Annotated in this window: 19 protein-coding genes; 1 reads left to right on the top strand and 18 read right to left on the bottom strand. The window is 39.4% G+C overall.

Features of this window, described 5'->3' with window-relative positions; genetic code table 11:
* Positions 1–54: 54 nt before the first annotated feature.
* A complete protein-coding gene (locus ACWTVK_RS07800) occupies positions 55–822 on the bottom strand; it encodes a type III pantothenate kinase (protein ID WP_456046479.1) in 768 nt (255 codons plus the stop codon).
* Positions 823–831: 9 nt separating this feature from the next.
* Entirely contained in the window at positions 832–1,806 is a 975-nt protein-coding gene (locus ACWTVK_RS07795; protein WP_105086159.1) for a biotin--[acetyl-CoA-carboxylase] ligase, read from the bottom strand.
* A 171-nt stretch (positions 1,807–1,977) separates the two neighbouring features.
* On the opposite strand from ACWTVK_RS07795, the gene ACWTVK_RS07790 reads away from it, so the two are divergent.
* Positions 1,978–3,321 (top strand): threonine/serine ThrE exporter family protein, encoded by a 1,344-nt coding sequence (locus tag ACWTVK_RS07790; protein ID WP_456046478.1) that lies wholly within the window; start codon positions 1,978–1,980, stop codon positions 3,319–3,321.
* A 146-nt stretch (positions 3,322–3,467) separates the two neighbouring features.
* Here ACWTVK_RS07790 and ftsH read toward each other — a convergent pair whose 3' ends face one another.
* The 16 genes from ftsH to ACWTVK_RS07710 all read right to left on the bottom strand — a co-directional run bounded on the left by ftsH (position 3,468) and on the right by ACWTVK_RS07710 (position 17,421).
* A complete protein-coding gene (ftsH, locus tag ACWTVK_RS07785) occupies positions 3,468–5,396 on the bottom strand; it encodes an ATP-dependent zinc metalloprotease FtsH (RefSeq protein WP_119208255.1) in 1,929 nt (642 codons plus the stop codon).
* Positions 5,397–5,484: 88 nt separating this feature from the next.
* On the bottom strand, positions 5,485–6,030 hold the full coding sequence (gene hpt, locus ACWTVK_RS07780; RefSeq protein WP_105086156.1) for a hypoxanthine phosphoribosyltransferase: 546 nt from the start codon (positions 6,028–6,030) through the stop codon (positions 5,485–5,487).
* Between the two features lie 23 nt (positions 6,031–6,053).
* Complete coding sequence (gene tilS, locus ACWTVK_RS07775) at positions 6,054–7,052, bottom strand: tRNA lysidine(34) synthetase TilS (RefSeq protein WP_456046477.1); 999 nt, start codon at positions 7,050–7,052, stop codon at positions 6,054–6,056.
* Positions 7,021–7,917: a Ppx/GppA phosphatase family protein gene (locus tag ACWTVK_RS07770; RefSeq protein WP_456046476.1), complete on the bottom strand. Its 897-nt coding sequence runs from the start codon at positions 7,915–7,917 to the stop codon at positions 7,021–7,023. The genes tilS and ACWTVK_RS07770 overlap by 32 nt, the downstream gene beginning before the upstream one ends.
* Positions 7,918–8,011: 94 nt before the next feature.
* On the bottom strand, positions 8,012–8,413 hold the full coding sequence (locus ACWTVK_RS07765; RefSeq protein WP_105094746.1) for a S1 RNA-binding domain-containing protein: 402 nt from the start codon (positions 8,411–8,413) through the stop codon (positions 8,012–8,014).
* 69 nt (positions 8,414–8,482) lie between these two features.
* Positions 8,483–8,815 (bottom strand): FtsB family cell division protein, encoded by a 333-nt coding sequence (locus tag ACWTVK_RS07760; RefSeq protein WP_005387230.1) that lies wholly within the window; start codon positions 8,813–8,815, stop codon positions 8,483–8,485.
* A gap of 198 nt (positions 8,816–9,013) precedes the next feature.
* A complete protein-coding gene (locus ACWTVK_RS07755) occupies positions 9,014–9,961 on the bottom strand; it encodes an L-lactate dehydrogenase (RefSeq protein ID WP_456046475.1) in 948 nt (315 codons plus the stop codon).
* A gap of 232 nt (positions 9,962–10,193) precedes the next feature.
* Positions 10,194–10,430 carry a GlsB/YeaQ/YmgE family stress response membrane protein gene (locus ACWTVK_RS07750; RefSeq protein WP_005387228.1) on the bottom strand — a complete coding sequence of 79 codons (237 nt, stop codon included), beginning with the start codon at positions 10,428–10,430 and terminating at the stop codon, positions 10,194–10,196.
* A gap of 10 nt (positions 10,431–10,440) precedes the next feature.
* Positions 10,441–11,247 (bottom strand): hypothetical protein, encoded by an 807-nt coding sequence (locus tag ACWTVK_RS07745; protein WP_456046474.1) that lies wholly within the window; start codon positions 11,245–11,247, stop codon positions 10,441–10,443.
* Between the two features lie 126 nt (positions 11,248–11,373).
* Complete coding sequence (gene folK, locus ACWTVK_RS07740) at positions 11,374–11,847, bottom strand: 2-amino-4-hydroxy-6-hydroxymethyldihydropteridine diphosphokinase (RefSeq protein ID WP_456046473.1); 474 nt, start codon at positions 11,845–11,847, stop codon at positions 11,374–11,376.
* Positions 11,847–12,209: a dihydroneopterin aldolase gene (gene folB, locus ACWTVK_RS07735; RefSeq protein WP_005387223.1), complete on the bottom strand. Its 363-nt coding sequence runs from the start codon at positions 12,207–12,209 to the stop codon at positions 11,847–11,849. The genes folK and folB overlap by 1 nt, the downstream gene beginning before the upstream one ends.
* Positions 12,209–13,042 (bottom strand): dihydropteroate synthase, encoded by an 834-nt coding sequence (gene folP / locus ACWTVK_RS07730; RefSeq protein ID WP_456046472.1) that lies wholly within the window; start codon positions 13,040–13,042, stop codon positions 12,209–12,211. Before folP ends, folB begins: the two co-directional genes overlap by 1 nt.
* Complete coding sequence (folE, locus tag ACWTVK_RS07725) at positions 13,035–13,604, bottom strand: GTP cyclohydrolase I (RefSeq protein WP_005387220.1); 570 nt, start codon at positions 13,602–13,604, stop codon at positions 13,035–13,037. The genes folP and folE overlap by 8 nt, the downstream gene beginning before the upstream one ends.
* A gap of 8 nt (positions 13,605–13,612) precedes the next feature.
* On the bottom strand, positions 13,613–15,169 hold the full coding sequence (locus tag ACWTVK_RS07720) for an ABC-F family ATP-binding cassette domain-containing protein (protein ID WP_119206318.1): 1,557 nt from the start codon (positions 15,167–15,169) through the stop codon (positions 13,613–13,615).
* Positions 15,170–15,280: 111 nt separating this feature from the next.
* Entirely contained in the window at positions 15,281–16,420 is a 1,140-nt protein-coding gene (locus tag ACWTVK_RS07715) for an amidohydrolase (protein ID WP_456046471.1), read from the bottom strand.
* A 62-nt stretch (positions 16,421–16,482) separates the two neighbouring features.
* Positions 16,483–17,421: a S66 peptidase family protein gene (locus ACWTVK_RS07710; protein ID WP_456046470.1), complete on the bottom strand. Its 939-nt coding sequence runs from the start codon at positions 17,419–17,421 to the stop codon at positions 16,483–16,485.
* Between the last annotated feature and the right edge of the window lie 27 nt (positions 17,422–17,448).

The following is a 17,448-nucleotide window of genomic DNA, read 5'->3' as shown; positions in this document are numbered from 1 at the left end:
TGTACCCGAATGTACACTACTTTGTTACATATTCGTAACTATATTATAGTAGCATTATTTATTTCTTTCGTAAATAAGGCGTAAACCTTCTAATGTAAGCATAGGTTCTACATGATCGATGCAGCCTGTAGCACTGCTAATGAGTTGTGCCAAACCACCTGTAGCTACGACAGTTACATGATCGCCCATTTCGGCTTTCATGCGCGATACAAGGCCTTCCACTTGGCCTACATAACCATAGAACATACCAGCCTGCATAGAGGATACGGTATTCCGGCAAATGACTTGACCTGGGTCTCTTACATCAATACGTGGTAATTTAGCAGCCCGTTGGAATAGAGCCTCTGCAGAAATGGTAACACCTGGTGAGATAACACCGCCCATATAATCGCCATTACCTTTAACCGCACAATAGGTAGTAGCTGTACCAAAGTCGATAATGATTAAATCCCCTTCATATTGTTCATGCGCTGCCACAGCATTTACGATACGATCAGCACCTACTTCACGAGGGTTATCATACTTAATGGCGATACCGGTCTTAGTACCAGGCCCTACGATAAGAGGATTTACATTGAAATACCTTAAACAAACGCGCTCTAATGTAGGCATCAATGGTGGCACAACTGAGGAAATGATGATATCTTTAATATCCTTCACATCTACCTTGCGGTCATGGAAGAATAAGTTCATCATCAACATGCCATATTCATCAGTGGTCCGAACGCGATCCGTGGAAATACGCCAGTGACCTACAAGCTCTGTCTTGTCGTATACACCAAGAACAATGTTGGTATTCCCCACATCAATTACTAATAACATGAATGCCTCCTATTTACGCGGACGAATTGATACGTCCCCTGCCATAACACGTTTAACAGTCCCATCCGGGATTCTTACTAATAAGTTACCATCTTCATCAATATCGGTTGCTACGCCTTCATAAGTATTTCCTGGTGCTCTTACTTCAATTTCCTCACCAAGCGTTACCGATAATTGACGCCATTCATTTAGGGTTTCCTCAAAGCCACTATCGAGAACTTCATAATATTGATGTTCTAAAGACTCTAATATAATTTTAAATGCCTCTGTCCGCTCAATATCAATACCTTCCATGGCGAGGGATGTAGCAATTAATTTTAATTCTTCTGGAAGTTCTTCTTGTTTTGTTTTAACATTGACACCAATGCCCATCACAATATAAGAGATTTCCTCCATAGAGCCAGACATTTCTGTTAAGATACCTACCAATTTACGGCCATTCACTAGAATATCATTAGGCCACTTAATACCCGCATCAGTGAGCCCCATTTTATGAAATGCCTTTGTTAATGCCACTGCAGCCATCAAAGTACATTTTGGTGCTTCTACAGGTGCAAAGTCAGGGCGCAAAATGAGACTAAACCATAGACCTTTCCCAAATGGAGAATACCAGCCCCGCGATAAACGACCTCGGCCAGCAGCCTGTTCCTCTGTTACAACAACAGTACCTTCTTCTGCACCTTGTTGCGCTAAGCGACGAGCTTCTAGGTTAGTAGATTCGGTAGTGTCCATATAGACATACCGCTTTCCAAATACATCTGTTTTTAAGATTTGCTTCATGGCCAATGGACTTAACAAATCAGGTTCCTCCAATAATCGATACCCCCTCTTGGTATAAGATTCTATTTTGTAGCCTTTTTGACGTAACGCCTTGATATGTTTCCAAATTGCTGTGCGCGAAACATGGCATGCTTCGGACATATCTTGTCCCGATACGAAACTACCTTGGTTTTGTCTCAAGAATTCTAGCACTTCATCACGCATAGTTTAGAGCCCCTTTCTTTGTCAACCTAGGTTTACAATTCGATTGTACAAGTGTACTCTATAAAAAGCAAGGATTATTTAAAATAATTAATGGTATAATACATATAGTATTAAGTTATACCGTATGTAAAAGATAACAATAATATAATCTATCATTATCTGGGGAGATATATGAAACAATTTACATTAGAAGAAAAAAATGAAGTTCTTGAGAACCCGTTTATTCATATTCATAGAAAGCTCGATGTCCTATTAAACATAGGCAAACTACTCATGGAATGTGGTGCCGATACAAATCGAATCATTGAAGAAATGCTTAAAGCCGCCACATTTATGGGTATTCCTCATGATTATTTAAATATACATATTTCCTATACTACGATTATGGTCAATTTACTGCATAAAGAACGATCTATTACCGTATTTAGAAAAACACCTGTCCATGTACCCAATATGGCCATGATTAATGCAGTATCTAAACTAACTTGGCGAGCCTTTGAACGACATTATTCACTTACAACTTATGAACAGTTAATTTCAAGATTAGATTCCACTATTCCAGTATATCCTGATTGGATAAAGGGTATTGCTTGTGCCCTCGGATCAGCAGGCCTTGCCTTTTTGTATAGTGGCGATATGATAGCTTTTATTGTAACTGTTATTTGTTCTCTAATCGGTTATTTTGGTCGTACCTTATCGGTACGCTTTGGTTGCAATGAATATGTAGGCATTGCAATTGGCGGCTTTGCCGCCATAGTTTCTGCCTATGGTTTCTATTCACATATTGAACAAGCTTCGTTAGTTTACGTTCTTGTTTGTTGTACCTTATTTATGATACCTGGTGTACCGCTTATAAACTCCGTTATCGATACCATCAACAACCATATTTTATCGGGAATTACAAGAGCTATTAGAACGATCCTTATCGTTGGTAGCATGACCTTAGGCATGGCCATGGCATTATACTTTAACCCTATGCCGGCCTTTAGCTTTGTAGATATTAAGCCTCATGTATTATCCATTGAGCAAATTATAGGGTCTTTTACAGCTGCTGCTTCCTTTGCGGTACTCTTTAACGCTCCTGTCCGATTACTAGTATCCATTGGCATTGGCGGTGTATTATGCGTATTTACCCGCAATTTATTAGCTGTTGAATTTGGCTTCTCCATTCCAGGTGCTACCTTTGTAGGCGCTGCTGTAATGAGTGTGATCTATGTAAAAGTTTCTACTTGGCTGAGAACATCTAGCACAATCATTATCGTCCCATCTGCTATAGCCTTAATGCCTGGTATTTTATATTACAGATTCCTCTTTGATATTCTTCATATCAATGCACTAACAGAATCTGGTTTACTTCATATGGTCCAAAACGGTGTAACAGGTATCCTCACTATTGTAGGTATTGCGGTTGGTGTAGCGATTCCAAATGTACTAGCCCAAAAATATTTGAAAGCTATAAAAGAGCGTAGAATTCAACAGCACTTGGCAACACGTCACATTAATGATGGCCAATAGCTAATCCTCACCAACTACATTACTAGCTTCGCAATATAGATAGCATACTATTTACCTATAGCTAGTAATAGGTAATTATAATCAAAAGAGCATACATAAAAAGAGCTGGCCCTCAACGAGGCCAGCTCTTTTATTTACATATCTCATTATTTGATTTCATTAGAAGGTGTTTCACTAGGAGCATCTACTGTAGCAGTGTTCTCTTTAGCTTCAACAACCTCTGGTACTACAATACCTGCTGCTTCAAGAGCTTCTTTTGGCTCCTCAGTTTCTGGTGCTTTTGTTGTACCATATTTGTAAAGATTATCTACTGCTTTCGCATCGATTGTTTCTTCCTCTAATAAAGCATTTGCCATATCATGTAAGAATTTCTCGTTATCGCTAAGAAGTTTTGTTACATCTTTATAAGCTTCTTCAACAATGCGATGAATTTCAGCATCGATTTTTGCTGCAATCTCTTCACTGTAGTTGCGCTCGTGTCCAAGGTTTTTACCCAAGAATACTTGTTCTTGTTGTTCACCAAATACGATAGGACCAAGCTCATCGCTCATGCCCCAACGCGTTACCATAGCGCGTGCTGTATTCGTTACGCTTTGAAGGTCACCAGAAGCACCTGTACTGATTTCATCTAGGATTAAGGCCTCTGCAATTCGACCGCCAAGAGCTACGCGAATATCTGCCAATAATTGAGATTTCGTTTTGTAATTTTGTTCCTCTGTAGGAAGCATCATAGTGTAACCACCTGCTGCACCACGAGGAATGATTGTTACCTTATGAACAGGATCTGCATGAGGCAATAAATGTGCCACAATAGCATGGCCAGATTCATGGTACGCTGTTAACTTACGGTCTTTCTCGCTCACAATATGACTGCGGCGTTCAGGACCCATGCTAACCTTTTCACTTGCTTCTTCAACTTCAGCCATAGTGATAACTTTTTTGTTAAGGCGAGCAGCCAATAAAGCCGCTTCGTTTAACAAGTTGTTCAAGTCAGCACCAGTAAAGCCTGGAGTTTTCTTAGCAATTGTTTTTAAGTCCACATCATCAGCCAATGGCTTATTACGAGCATGTACTTTTAAGATTGCTTCACGACCGCGTAAGTCTGGACGACCTACGATAACTTGACGGTCAAAACGACCTGGACGCAATAGCGCTGGGTCAAGAATATCTGGGCGGTTTGTAGCAGCGATAGTAATAATACCTTCGTTAGCACCGAAACCATCCATTTCAACGAGCAATTGGTTCAATGTTTGTTCACGTTCATCGTGACCACCACCAAGACCAGCACCACGTTGGCGACCTACCGCATCAATTTCGTCGATAAAGATGATACATGGCGCATTCTTTTTCGCTTGTGTGAAAAGATCACGCACACGAGATGCACCAACACCTACGAACATTTCTACGAAATCAGAACCGGAAATCGTAAAGAATGGTACCCCTGCTTCACCAGCTACGGCTTTAGCAAGCAATGTTTTACCTGTACCTGGAGGTCCAGCGAGCAATACACCTTTCGGAATTTTAGCACCAATAGTTGTAAATTTACCTGGATCTTTCAAGAATTCTACTACTTCTTCTAATTCTTGTTTTGCTTCTTCAGCACCTGCTACATCTTTAAAGCTAACCTTTACGTTACCTTCACCCATCAATTTAGCACGGCTTTTACCGAAGTTCATCACTCGGCCACCGCCACCTTGTGTTTGTTGCATGATAAAGAAGAACAACACAACCAAGATGATAATAGGAATAGCAGAGCCTAACAGGCTCATCCACCAAGCTGGTTGCTCAGGTGGAGCAGCTGTAATTTCTACGCCATTATCTTGTAATGTTTTAATTAATGTTTCATCACTTGGCGCATAAGAATTAAATTCTGTTCCATTTTTTAGTTTACCTTTAATACCATGATCATTGGTAATCGTTACGGACTCAACCTTTTTCTGTTGTACTTGTTGAATAAATCCTGTGTAACTTAGTTCAGATTTATTCGCACTTTGACCAGAGAAAGCGTCAATGGCGATAACGAAAGCGGCAATGATAAGTAAGTAAAGGACGATATTTTTTGTAAATCGACCCAAAAGATTACCCCTTTCAATAATAATTTAGTTGTATAAACGAATTGAGTACATCTCATTGAGAGATGCACTCATATATTATATCATATTTTTAATTTTGATACATTTCTTCCTTTAAAATACCGATATATGGTAAGTGACGATATTTTTCTGCGTAGTCTAAACCATAACCGATAACAAAATAATCAGGAATAATAAAGCCCACATAGTCAACGTCTACGTCCATCTTACGGCGATCTGGTTTATTCAATAATGCAGCGAGGCGTACGCTTTTAGCACCACGAGCATGTAAATTTTCTAATAAGTAATGCAATGTTGTGCCTGTATCTACGATATCTTCCACAACAAGCACATGCTTACCCTCTACAGAGCGATCCAAATCTTTTAGAATTCGTACTACACCTGTACTGGTTGTGCCACTACCATAGCTAGAGCAAGAAATAAAATCAAAACTTACATCTACGCTATCATCAATAGCGCGAGCTAAGTCTGTAAAGAAAACGATGGCTCCCTTTAACACCCCTACGAGCACTACAGATTCATTTTTATAGTCTTCGCTAATTGCTTTACCTAGCTCGGCTACACGAGCCTGTAATTGTTCTGCTGTATATAAAATCTCTTTTGCGTCTTGATGCATCTATATGACCTCCACGATTCATATTAATGTTTGCAATATACCTTTATTGTATCACATTGAGCGATTACTTTTATACTTTTTATAGTGAAAGTTTTCTTTTCCCCTGTGTTAACAATGTCCAGTAATTGCTCTTGATGAGCTGATGTAAGCATTAGTTCAGGGTCAATGGTACTTACTAAATGCTGCCATAACCTTCGCTGTATTGCCAATGGTTCCTGTCTCAAGGCACGGCGAGAGATTCTCACCTCATCCTTACCAATCGACACTAATTTATCAAAGGTTCGGGCCGTTAAATCAGAGATAACCATTACATCTTCATTTACAGAACTTCCTAGTCGAACTATGGCATCTACCACAGCAGGGTTAATAGCTTCCAATTCAGGTATAATGCGATGACGAATCCTATTTCGCTGGTATCGTACATCCTCATTCGTAGAATCAATACAATACGAAATATGTTTTGTCCCTATATAGGCTAATAAGTTTTCTTTTGTTACGTCTAACAGCGGTCTAACTACAGGAATAGCATATTCAGATTGTACTACAGACATGCCAGTTAAACCATTTAGACCAGAACCCCTAATGATATGTGCCAAAATCGATTCTGCTTGATCGTCTTTATGATGAGCTACTGCAATATAATCATAGCCCTCAGACTGGGCAATTTCATTTAACCATTGATAACGTACTTGGCGGCCTATAGTTTCTTCAGACTTTTTATATTCCTTACTTAGGCGTGGTACATCAAAGGAAGCGGAATAAAATGGCAGACCTAACTCTTCCACTTGATGTTGGAGCCACAAGACCTCATCCTTACTTTCAGGGCGAATACAGTGATCTACAATGGCTACACCTATTTTGTACGTTGTATGACGATGCGTAGCAATATCTTGTAACAAATACAATAGAGCCATTGAATCGGGGCCCCCAGAACAAGCTACTAGAATTCGACTATTTTCAGGAAATAGATTATGTGATTTTAAGGTGTGATTAATGGTTCGAATAAGTTCTTTCACATTCACGAGCCATCGCCTCCATACCATCTTGGTCGCTCACAAATACATGAGGAACCTCATAAGCATCCATAAAGGACGTTAAAATTTCTGCACCAGCTACGATGATATCGGCACGTCCTGCAGGTAAACCTTTTACTTGTAATCGCTCATCGCGACTCATGTAACGTAAGTTTAGAATGATACCCTCTACTGTTTCACGACTTAATTTATGACCTTGTACCTTCGTACCATCATAGTTTTCAAGGCCTAAATCAATGGCCGCTAGCGTCGTTAGCGTACCACCGATACCAATGAATTCACCAAATTCACCTTGAATCATCATGGGATCCCAAAGGAATCGAGTTTCTTCCCATACTCGTTGAGGACCTTCATCAGACATAGATTGAAGGCGTACAGCCCCTACAGGATAAGATCGGCTCCAGTAAACGCCGTCCTTATTGCCTAATGCTAGCTCTGTACTACCGCCACCGATATCGATAGTTGTATAGTGACGACCATCATTCAACTGATCCCCTAAGGCACCATTAAAGCCATAAATAGCCTCTTCGTCGCCCGTGAGAATACGCCATTCCATCGGACAATGTTCGCTAATGCGGTCCATAAATTCAAGACCATTAGATGCTTCACGAACAGCGCTCGTTGCAAAACCAAAGCAGCATTCCACCCCATATTGGTCCGCTATTTTTTTTATTTCTGTAAAAGCTTGATAGGACGCTTCCATCGATTCAGTGCGCAATGTACCATCTGAGTTACGTTGGCCTAAACGAGTAGTCCACAACTGTTTCGGCTCATAGTGCCATATATTATTTTCATAAGTAGCCAATAATAAGCGTACTGAATTTGATCCAATATCAATAATAGCTAACTTCATAATTGCTCCTTACATAATTAGTATGCCTCTAACACTATTATACTGTTAAGGCCTATACATAAGTAAAGAGATGGCTCAATGCCATCTCTCACTATTAATCTCGACGACCGCCTCGGCCTCCGCGTTTACCTTCTGTATTGCGTTTTAAATCGTGTAAGCGTTCATTGCTATCGCGCAAGAATGATTTCATCTTTGCTTCAAAAGCCTCTGTGCTTTGTTTAGATTGAACACGACGAGGACGTCGCTCTTCACTTGTTGTCTCTTTAGGCTGTGTTTGACGAATAGAAAGGCCAATTTTATTACCTTCAATAGATAAAACCTTAACCTTTACTGGATCTTCAACCTTTAATACGGTATTAATATCTTCGACATACCCATGAGCTACTTCAGAAATATGAACTAGACCTGTTTGCTTCTCTCCTAAATCAACAAATACGCCGAATTTTGTAATACCAGATACGGTACCATCAATAATGTTACCAACTTCGATTGCCATGCAACCTCCTAATTAATGCGGAAACCTCAAACTACAAACTGATGCGAATCAAAATTACTACAGTCAAACCTATTTTACATAAGGTACTTCACCAGGTTTTACAAGGCCGAGCTCCTCACGAGCCACCCCCTCAATGGTCTTTGGATCTTGCAACTTAGCCTTTTCCTGTTCTAATTCTTCATTTCGCTGTTTTAATTCTTGCAATTGTTGCTCAATATGTTGTTTTTCTTGATATACAGCCACCAAGCGATAGGCTTGCCCTAATAATAGCAGCACCATAATCCCTATACCAATTCGCTTGATCCACATGAGGATAATACGTTGATCCTGCGCTTTGCGATTAGGTCTAACCCGTTTGCGCGGCTTTTTTGGACGTTGTACTTCCATAGTGTCTTGAGTCATAATATCCCCCAAAAATATTCATCATCTGTATACTGTCATTTTTTTATTATATCACAGAACCTCGTTAGGGACTAAATAAAATTATCTATAGTTTGCATTTAAATATATATTCTCTAGTTTGCATTTAAATATATATTCTCTCTATATATAGATATTTATTTTTATCATTAATAGACTTATATAACAGATAGCAGCACCTTACAATGACTCTGCTTTATGAGCATATTCACGAATAACTGCACAAGATTTTTTAAACAAAGCTAATTCATCTTTAGTTAGCTTTAATTCAAATACATCTTCGATACCATCTTTGCCAATAACTGCTGGAGTCGATGCAAAGATTCCTTCTTCACCATATTGGCCATCTAGATAACAAGAACATGGCAACACTTTCTTTTCGTCATGGAATACAGCACGAATTAATTCTGTTGTTGCACTAGCAATACCAAATTCTGTGGAGCCTTTACCAGCCAATACATGGTAACCACCAATTTTTACATCATCTAGCACTTGAGTATGATCAAGTGTAGGGAATCTATGAGGCAATTCTTGTTGTAATTGCACTAACGGTTTTCCTTGTACATAAACATGAGACCATGGCACCATAGCACTACCGCCATGTTCACCTAAACAATACGCTGTAATTGTACGGTTACTAATATTAAAAATGTGGGCCAATTCTTTTTGTAATCGCGCTGAATCTAAAGCTGTACCACTGGAAATAATACGTTTTGGATTCCAATTTAAATGTTTACATAAATAGGTAGCAACAACATCAGCAGGATTAGAAATAGAAATAATAAAACCATCAAAGCCGGACTTTTTAATTCGAGGAATAACATCCTTTAAAACCTCAACTGTATCACCAAGACTTTCTAAACGATCTTGATATAAATTTGGTAAAGGACCAGCGCTAAATACGAGAATATCACAATCCCCACAATCTTCAATAGGACCTGCAGTAGCTGTTACTTTATGAGGAATATAGCTGACAGCATCATTTATATCCATTGCTTGTGCTTTAGCTTTTTTCTCGTCAATATCCATCATATATAGTTCATCTACTTCACCTTGTAGAGCAAGAGAAAATGCTACATGAGAACCTACATGTCCAGTGCCAATAATACCTACTTTACGTAACTTCATAAGGGCCTCCTACGATTCGTACTTAAAGATATACATCTTCTAATACAATTCCACTTAAACCAGCGATTACCAGTATATGAATCAACAATGTTAAGTTATATAAAAACATATTGCTTGTAAAATACATAAACTATTATATACCTATTTTCTCATAGGTATATAAGAAAATAGATTTATAACGATAAAAAAAGACTATTATAGAAAATCCTATAATAGTCCTTCTATTATATAGTTAGTCTCGTCCAGTAAAGAAGCTTACTACAGCAATCACTATAACTGCACCAACGATGGACGGAATTAATGCCATGCCTGCAAGACTTGGGCCCCAAGTACCAAGCAAAGCTTGACCTACAGAAGCCCCTACTAAACCAGCAATAACACGGAGAATAATCCCCATGCTTTGCGCCTTTTTAGTAATACGACCAGCTACGAAACCAATGAACCCGCCTACAATAATTGACCAAAGCATAATATACCTCCTATAAAGTCATCTCATCAAGATTAAGAGGGAATAAATCCTTATTCTCCATCACTTGTGGTGACTTTTCTAAATATTGTTTTCTCATTGACCATAAAATCTCTAAATCCTTTGGATCTAACTTGGACAATGCATATATCATCGTGAAATCTGAACCATAGTGGCCACGCAAGCTATCGGGTACTCCTTTGGGTCCTTCTCCACCTAGACGATTATTAAAGAACCCTTGAATACGACGACTATCTAAATCAATGATAATAAACCCTGACGCATCATATACATACAATGTATGATTTATACGCTTTAAAGCTCGTACCGTATTCGTTATAAAATACTGGTCCTTCATGTCAATGAGGGATGACTCATAACCTGAATGGTAAAAATCCCCATAATAGTGAGCGCCTCTATCTGTAGATTCCAACAAATCCTTGAATACGGATTGTTCTGGACCATTAAAATCAGAGAAAGTTTTTACCATAGTAATCTCTCGTAAACCACGTTGGTAGTTCTCGGTCTTCGGTGGCTCTATATGTTGACCACGAAAGGTAATAGGCATCAACCGAAGTGTATTATCAGCTAAATTATAAATACCATACCCTTCATAACCTAGAAAGTACACTTGTGAATCGATGGACTTCATCGCTAATATTCGTTTTGAAATGATGGCATCACTAGAATTTACTAATGTATGCTCTTCTGGGTCTATGCGTACTGTTTTACTGTCGTAATTGCCACCTACTGCAAGCCAATAGGACAGCCCCACTACAATTAATGCTAGTATGCACAAACCGATACGTTTTATATTCATTTATACTCCCTATGAATCCCCAAGCATAAAACGTAATAATATATTGCCATTACAGTAAGTCCCTATTAATATAATCCCAATTCTAGGTATAACTGTAAATTTTATTTTTAATATTTTTGTGGATTTCTATGCCAAACTTAATGTAGCTAATCGCTCACTAATTGACATACCCTTATAGGTAAAAGTTGGTAACAACTCATGTAAAGGTTCTAAGACAAAGGTTCTATCCCAAAAATAAGGATGCGGTATAGTTAGAGTTTCATCACAAATGGAAATCATAGTCCCGCCTTCATCAAAAGCCAAAATAATATCTAAATCTAATGTACGTGGTCCCCAGTGAATGAGTCGTTCACGACCAGCCCCTTGTTCTAAGGACTGAAGTACACTTAACATTTCATGAGGATTCAAAGTACTTTTACAAGACCACATGCCATTAATAAATGACGCCTGATCTGTATATCCCCAAGGTTCCGTTTCTATCAAAGAAGAACTAATAACCTCTGAAACGGTCTCATGCCCTTGTAATAGCTGAAAAGCGGAATTAATATAGCCTCTTTTATCACCTATATTTGAACCTACACTGATGTAATAGGTATACATCAAATTTGACCTCTTGTAGTGACAACCTCAACATAATCTAGGATACCAGCAATAGGTACAGATGGTTTGCGCACCGTTACAGATAAGCCAACGATACCTTGATAATGTTGGTATAAAGAGTCGGCAATAAGTGCACCTAAACGCTCTAATAAATTATGTTTTTCTCCAGTCATAACAGATTCTACAAGCTCATATACTTCTACATAATTGATAGAATCTTCTAACTGGTCACTTTGACCGGCCTTTGTAAGATCCGTAGTAATTTCAACATCTACAAAAAAGCGCTGTCCTTGCTCTTGTTCAGATGTCAAATTGCCATGGTATCCATAAAATGCCATGTTTTTTAAAACGATTTTATCCATTATTCACCTCGTAATAGGCCATCCGCGACTGCTAAAGCGCGCTTATGCATTTTCACGTTGTGAACGCGCACCATATCAACGCCTTGGAATACACCGGTAATACAAGCGGCTACAGTACCTTCATCGCGATCTTCTGGTGGCAATCCACCTAGCATAGAACCAATAAAGCGCTTACGGCTAGGTGCTAGTAAAATAGGATATTCATAAGCTGTTAACTCACCTAAACGTTGCATAACTTCAATATTTTGTTCTTCTGTTTTACCAAAGCCAATACCTGGATCTAACCAGATTTGTTGAGGTGTTACACCTTCTTTCAATGCTTTATCAATAGCGCAGAAGAAGAAAGCCTTCATATCTTCAATAATGTCGCCGTAATCTTTATCATTGCTATTATGCATGATAATAACAGGAACCTTAAATTTAGCTGCTACCGCTGCCATATCAGGATCATAATGTAGTCCCCATATGTCATTTAAAATATGCGCCCCTTTAGAGAAGGCATATTCAGCTGTTTTAGCATGATAGGTATCAATAGATACAGGCACTGTAGATGCATTTAATACAGGATCTATTAATAGAGACAAACGCTCAATTTCTTCATCTGCTGTCAATGGTGTACAGCCTGGGCGTGTAGATTCAACGCCTAAATCGATAATATCAGCACCGTCTTCAATCATTTGCTTTACATGAGCAGCTGCTGCCTCTGGTGTGTTGAATAGCCCTCCATCAGAGAAGGAATCAGGTGTGCCATTGAGTATGCCCATAATGAGGGTACGATCGCACAAAGATAAACTTTTGCCATCATTCCATGTATAATTTCTACGTTTAAACATTTGCCTGTCCTCCACCTAACATTGCCAACGCTTCGTCTCGTAATGTACCAGTCTCGGCTAGTACACCACGGCTTTCTAATGTAATAACCTTTGAATCTTGCTGCATGGTCCCTTTGATAAGCATACACAACTGAGTCGATGTAATGCGTACGAATACACCATGAGCAGATAAATCATTCATAATAGCATCTGCGAGTTCAGACGCCAACCGCTCTTGTAATTGCGGTCTACGGCTAAGAATATTAACAATATCTTGGAACTTACTAAGCCCTGCAACACACCCATCCTTAGGTTGGTACACAATATCTACAGTACCAAAGAAAGGTAGTAAATGATGCTCGCACATGGAGTAAAACGGAATCCCTGTCACAGCCACAAGACCTTTATAGTCTGTGCTAAAGGTTTCTCCCCATGCAGATTTTGTATCTAATCCTACGCCACTGAATAATTCACTATATAATTCTGTTACACGACTTGGTGTTTTCTCTAGCTCTGGCGCCTCTGTATCAACAGATAAAGCCGCTAAAAATTGCTTTATCCCATCCTTTGCACGTTGATTCATCGGTCCTCCTAAACGATTTTCGTCGTCCAATCCTCAATATTCCAAATATCCGTAACCCAATCTTTATAAAATTCAGGTTCATGACTTACTAAAACGATAGTTCCTTTGAACTCACGCAAAGCACGACTCAATTCTTCTTTTGCATAAATGTCCAAGTGATTCGTTGGTTCGTCTAATACGAGTACATTGTACTTATTTTGCATCAGTTTGCATAAACGAACCTTTGCATTCTCACCACCAGACAACACGCGCATTTGCGATGTAATATGCTCGTTAGTAAGGCCACAACGAGCAAGCGCTGCACGCACCTCTGCATTAGTCATTGCCGGATATTCGTTCCAAATATAGTCTAGTGCAGTTTCAGAATTGGATGGTGTATCCTCTTGAGCGAAATAGCCTATTTGTAGGAATTCACCTTTTACCAACTCACCACTTACAGGCTTTAATAAACCTAAAATTGTTTTCAACAATGTTGTTTTACCTAGACCATTGACGCCACGAATAGCGATTTTTTTATTTCTTTCAATTTGAAAATCTACTGGTCGAGTCAACGGTTCATCATAGCCTAATTCCAAACCAAAGGCTTCTACAATAAAACGACTTGGCGTACGGCCTTCTTTAAAACCAAAACTTGGCTTAATGTACTCTTTTGGCTTTTCCAAAATTTCCATTTTCTCTAACCGTTTAGCTCGAGAATTTGCCATACCACGGGTCGCTACACGGGCCTTATTGCGTTGGATAAAATCTTCCATGCGCTCAATTTCTTGTTGTTGACGCTCATAAGCCTTAGCCGCTTGCGCTTTTTTCACTTCATAAGCCGCTTGGAACTGATGATAGTCGCCAGTATAACGCGTTAAAACTGCTTGCTCGATATGATAAATAACATTGACTACGGAATTTAAAAACTCCATATCATGAGAAATCAAGATGAACGCATTTTCGTAGTTTTGTAAATAGTTTTGCAACCATTGGATATGCTCTACATCAAGATAATTTGTCGGTTCGTCCAAGAGCAAAATCGTTGGTTTTTCTAGTAAAAGTTTTGTAAGTAAAACCTTTGTACGTTGGCCACCGCTGAGCTCCGTAACATCTCGGTCAAGTCCAATATCCATAAGGCCCAAACCTGCAGCTGTACGCTCAATAACCGCATCAATTTCATAGAAGCCACGCTGCTCTAGAATTTCTTGCCACTCCCCTACTTGCTCGAGAAGCTTATTCATTTCATCTTCAGACACATCACCCATGCGATTGTACGCATCATTAATGTTTTGCTCCATTACAAACAAATCATCAAAAGCTCGTTGCAATACATCGCGAATGGTCATGCCCTTTTCGAGGACCGCATGTTGATCCAAATAACCTACAGTTACTTGGTTGGACCATTCAATTTTACCTTCATCAGGAGGTATTTTACCTGTAATGATATTTAGGAATGTAGACTTGCCTTCACCATTAGCACCAATTAACCCTACATGTTCACCTTTCAACAAGCGGAATGATGCATCATCTAAAATTTGTCGCGCTCCAAAACCATGGGTTACATTTGAAACGGTTAAAACACTCATATCTATCTCCACCGGAATAAAAGCCGTCTTGTTGAAGACGGCTTGTTTCATACTTACTTAAATATTATATCTATTGTACCTTTTTGACCTCTATATGTCAAAAATTGAACATCACTTACCCACTGCATAACGCAAGGCTACCACAGCCATAATCTTAGCGCCCTTAATCGCTTGCTCCAATCCATAGTCGGAACCTGCTGCACAAGTGAACTCTGGTGTATGAGCCTCTAAACCTAACCCAATCTGCAAAGTAGGCTGTGCTGTTGGTACTTCATAAGATACATTTCCTACATCTGTACTACCATCAGCCTCATCATCAGGCAATATACGGGGCGTTTCACCAAATTCAGTCATCACATCGTTAAAGAGATCTAATAGCTGTTTATCTTGACGCATATCCTTAAAGAGAGGCTCATAATGATGCATCTCAACACGGGCGCCATAAGATGCTCCGATCTCTTGAGCAGCCTCTTTGATAGCCGGTAAAATAATACCTTCTAAATCGTCCACCGTACTACCGCGAACAGTCATGCGAATTGTAGCCTTAGGAGTTACTACATTTGGGGCTGTACCAGCTTCGGTAAAAATGGACCCTACAATAGCCCCTTTAGGGAATGTTTTCTTTAACTCTTTTATTTTTTGATATAAATCTACAGCACAGTCTAAAGCATTAATACCAGAGTCAGTTAATGATGCTATATGACAAGACCGTCCATGGAAGGTGATCTCTAGTGGATGCGTCGCTAATGATGTGCCACCCACCTCATTTTCACCGCCTGGGTGAATGATTAGCGCCGCATCATAGCCCTTAAATAAACCAGCCTCTGCCATGTATACTTTACCACCAATAGTTTCCTCCGCAGGACAACCAAAGAAGGTCGTCCCCCATGATTCTGGTGCACTTTGACTGAAGGCAACAGCAGCGCCTAAACTCATCATAGCAATGAGATTATGGCCACAACCATGACCGAGTTCAGGTAAGGCATCATACTCTCCTAAGAATGCTATTTTATGTCTCGCATCATGGTTATGGTCACCACGTAGTGCCGTTTGTAACTCAGGATAATTTGTTAATCCTACTTGAGATGTAAAATTATGATTTTCTAAGAATTGGTAAATTATCTTAACTGCTTTATGCTCGTTTAAGCCCAATTCTGGGTTATCGTGTAAATATAAGGAGATATCGCGCAATTCCTCAGCCATACTATCTATGATGGCACAGGCACGATCCTCTCGTTCTTGTAATGTCATAACTTCCCTTTTTATTTTCTAATTTATACTGTTTATTATTTATTCTATCTAAAAGAATGTGTCTATTTCGTATAGGGATGAACAATTATGGTATTGGAAATATACCTAAAGTTAATCATCGCTCCTAGTGGTAATGTTTGATGCGGCGTTCCATGACCTGTTGGGACATAACAAACAAAAGGCTCCAACAATTCAGGGTCTCTATTTTCCTCCATGTAGCGTAACGCTTCATAGCCTAAATCGTAATCACGCTCATCATCGTCGCCTTCACAATCTGTAAAAGTACCAATCACTAAACCTTTAATGCGACTCAATAAACCACAGAGACGAAATTGTTGTAACATACGATCTAGCTTATAAGGTGCCTCTCCTACATCTTCAATGAATAGTAATGTATCCTCCCAAGATGCATCCTCTAAAAAATACGGTGTTCCCGACAACATAGATAACATCGTCATATTTCCGCCCCGTAAAATACCTTCTCCTAGCTCAGTACCAATAGCACCACGAGGCGGTTCAGGTAAGGGTTCTATGACTTGTAATTTACCTTCTAAAGTATTAAATAAGGCATCAATATCTGCTTTGCGTTCAAGCTTAAAATCTACGCCCATCGGCCCGTGATAGGTAATGAGTCGGCTATATCGATTGATCGCCATGTGAAGTGCTGTACAATCACTATACCCAATAAAAGCCTTTCGATGATTACGGATTGCTGTATAATCTAATAAATCTAGATAACGCATTGTTCCGTAACCACCGCGCAAGGCTAGTACCGCATCACAAGGTGCGGTGGTCATCATATATTGGAACTCTTGGGCCTGCTCCTCTGGTGTACCACCATAAAGTCCTTTACGATGTGCACTTTCACCAAAAAGAATATTATATCCCCTTAAGTTACAAATTTCTTCTATTCTATGTAAATCTTCATCGCTTGCACTGGCAGGTGCCATGATTCCTATAGTCAGGCCCGGTGCTAAGCGTTTTGGTTCAATCCAGTTCATATGTCCTCATAAAATACAACAAAAGAC

It is taken from the genome of Veillonella sp. Ser01 (genome assembly GCF_053850375.1).
The sequence above is the reverse complement of the archived record's forward strand: the minus strand, read 5'-3'. Positions and strand labels throughout refer to the sequence as shown.